General features: G+C 66.5%; 3 protein-coding genes and 1 pseudogene. All 4 read left to right on the forward strand.

The features are described from left to right. Nucleotides 1-85 precede the first annotated feature (85 nt). Complete coding sequence (locus tag IVA81_RS13805) at nt 86-547, forward strand: transposase (RefSeq protein ID WP_247318438.1); 462 nt, start codon at nt 86-88, stop codon at nt 545-547. Further along, nucleotides 544-897, forward strand: a complete 354-nt coding sequence (gene tnpB, locus IVA81_RS13810) for an IS66 family insertion sequence element accessory protein TnpB (protein WP_247318441.1) — start codon at nt 544-546, stop codon at nt 895-897. The genes IVA81_RS13805 and tnpB overlap by 4 nt, the downstream gene beginning before the upstream one ends. A gap of 50 nt (nt 898-947) precedes the next feature. Then, nucleotides 948-2,508, forward strand: a pseudogene (locus tag IVA81_RS13815) (IS66 family transposase). 44 nt (nt 2,509-2,552) lie between these two features. After that, the coding region (locus tag IVA81_RS13820) for a UPF0149 family protein (RefSeq protein WP_247318445.1) at nt 2,553-3,018 on the forward strand (466 nt) is incomplete at its 3' end.

Here is a 3,018-nt window from a genome sequence, read left to right on the forward strand (position 1 = left end):
GTAACCGGCATGAGGCCCCCACCTCGCCATCGCGAGGTTCGCCTGCGATACAGCCTGGCATGAGCTGATCGGTGGAGGTGAAGCGATGGCAAATGCCATGCTTGATGCCAGGCAGGAAGGTGACTCCTATCGTCGCGTCGAGGTGATCACTGGGGAGCGCCGACGGCGACGGTGGACGGGCGAGGACAAGGCCCGGATCGTGGCGGAGAGCTTTGAGGAGGGTGCGAACATCTCCGAGGTGGCGCGGCGCAATGGCGTTTCCCGCGGGCTGCTCACGGTGTGGCGCCGCCAGGTTGCGGCGGCGGTGGCCGGCAAGGCGCCGAACTTCGTGCCGATCCAAATTGGCGCCGGAAGCGGTGGCGGGACAGCTGGCGAGTCCGAGCGTATTTCGCCGGCACAAACGACGCCTTTGGAGATCGCCGCGCCGCCGGCCAAGCCCTGCGGGGTGATCGAGATCGAGGTGAGTGGAGCGCGCATCCGCGTCGAGCCAGGCGTGGAGTTGGCGACGCTTTCGACGGTGCTGTCGGCGCTCCGGGGTATCCGGTGATTGCGCTACGGTCTGACCTCAAGGTGGTGCTGGCGACACAGCCGGTCGACTTCCGCAAGTCGGTGCACACGCTGTCGGCGCTGGTGAGCGAAGCGCTGCGCGCGAACCCGTATTGCGGCGACGTCTTCGTGTTTCGCAGCAAGCGCATGGACAGAGTGAAGCTTCTGGCGTGGGACGGCAGCGGCATGGTGCTGGTGACGAAGTGGCTGCACCAAGGGCGCTTCACCTGGCCACCGATCCGCGACGGCGTGATACATCTGAGTGCGACGCAGCTCGCGATGCTGCTCGACGGGCTCGAGTGGACGCGTGTGTCGCCGAAGCCTGTGAAGCAGCCGGCGCTCGTCGGATGACGCGTGTGGATTTCGCTGGAGCCTGTGGCGCGCGGATGTATCGTTTGATCATGGCGATTCGTCCCGACGCTCTCCCGACCGACACCGCAGCTCTGACCGAGATGGTGCTCGCGCTTGACGCCGAGAACGAGAAGCTACGTGTGGCGATGCAGGCGCTCAAGGAGATGATCTTCGGGAAGCGCTCGGAGCGACTTGCGGTGCTCGTGGACGAGCAGCTCGCGCTCGAGCTGGACGATCTGGAGACCGGCGTCACACCAGCTGCGCCGGCCAACGACGATGCGGCTGCGACCAAGCCGGCTGGTAAGCCGCGCAAGAAGGCCCGCCGCAACATCGGCGCGCTGCCCAAGCACCTGACACGCTGTGAGCAGGTGCTGGAGCCGGACGCGACAGCGTGCCCGTGTTGCGACGGCCGCCTGCATAAGATCGGCGAGGACGTCAGCGAGGTGCTGGACGTGATCCCGGCGATCCTGCGGGTGCTGCGCACGATCCGTCCCAAATACGCCTGCCGCGGCTGCACCGACGGCGTGGTGCAGGCGAAGGTGCTGCCGCGACTGATCGAGAGCGGCATGGCCTCAACGGCGCTGGTGACCCACGTGGTGGTGTCGAAGTTTGCTTTGGTATCTGCCGCTGTATCGGCAGGTGCAGATTCTGGCCGGTCAGGGCCTTCATCTCGACCGCGCGACGCTGGCCGGCTGGGTGAAGCGTGCGGCCTGGTGGCTCAAGAGCCTCTATGAGCTCCAGCTGCGCACGATCCAGGCCTCGCCGCGCGTGTTCTGCGACGAGACGCCGATGCCGGTGCTCGATCCCGGACGACATCGCCCCCGCATCTGCCAGTTCTGGGCGCATGCCATGGATGACCGCCCGTGGGGCGGCCCCGCGCCGCCGGCGGTCGCCTACGTGTTCGCCGGCGGCCGCGGCACCGAGGAGATCGCCGGACAATTGACCGGCTTTTCCGGCATTCTCCAGGTGGATGGTTATGCCGCCTACAAGGCGCTCGCCCGCGGTCATGGCAGCGCGATCCAGCTCGCTTTCTGCCTCGCCCATGCCCGGCGCAAATTTGTCGAGGTCTACAAGACGACCCAGTCGCCATTCGCTCGCGAGGTGATCGAACGGTTGCAGGCGGTCTATGCCATCGAGGCCGAGATCCGCGGCAGCAGTGCCGAGCAGCGGCTTGCCGCCCGCCGCACCAGGACCACTCCGTTGATGGCGGCGCTCAAGGCGCGACTGACGGCAACGGTCGGCCAGCTCTTCTCCCAGTCGAAGCTGGCCGAGGCCATCAACTACGCGCTCAATCACTGGGACGGACTGACGCTGTTTCTTCGCGACGGCCGCGTCGAGGTCGATTCCAACACGGTCGAGCGTTCCATGCGCCCGATTGCAATGGGAAGACGCAACTCATTGTTCAGCGGCAGCGAAGGCGGCGCCGAGAGCTGGGCGATCCTGTCGTCGATCGTGAACACAGCAAAGCTTCATGAGCTCGATCCGCAGGCCTACTTGTCCGACGTGCTGGAGCGCATCGTGTCTGGGCGAACCAAGAGCCATCAGCTGCACGAGCTGCTCGCCTGGAACTGGAAGGCGGCCCGCGAGCGCATCGCACAAGCCGCCGCATGAGCCCGCGTCGCCCTTCAGCATCGTCGTCGATGGCCGCAGCCGCGATGCCGCTTGCGGAGCTCGAGCGGTGGCTCCAGGTTCGTGTCGATCGGCACCCTGCCGCCACCAGTCTCCCCATGCTCGATGGCTACGTCGCCGCGATCGTGGCCGGACCGGTGTCGATCAGCCCGCTCGACTGGATCTGCCCGCTGCTCGCCATCGATGCCGATGCTTTCAACCACGGCGGCACTCCGGAGTTCGCAGCGATCTCCGCCGTCGCGCTGCGCCACAACGAGATCAGCCAGATCCTTTCGACCACGCCCAGCCAGTTCGAGCCGATGCACCGGCGCAAAGCCAGGGATTCTATGCCGCAACGCGGCTCAGGCCGTCGGCGTGGGCGCCGTTGCTGGACGCCAGCAACGTCAATCATGGCCTGCTTCTGCCCATCCTGCTGCACTGTCGCGACGATCAGGGCCGGCCGCTGCTCGGACCGCCACGAAGCGGGCGCGAGACCAGGGATTTTCTGCGCAA

It is taken from the genome of Bradyrhizobium sp. 141 (assembly GCF_023074055.1).
In the GTDB taxonomy this organism is placed as follows: domain Bacteria; phylum Pseudomonadota; class Alphaproteobacteria; order Rhizobiales; family Xanthobacteraceae; genus Bradyrhizobium.

What these genes read in the sequence shown, in the direction of transcription:
- IVA81_RS13805 (WP_247318438.1), top strand. Translation starts at nt 86, where the DNA reads ATGGCAAATGCCATGCTTGATGCCAGGCAGGAAGGTGACTCCTATCGT.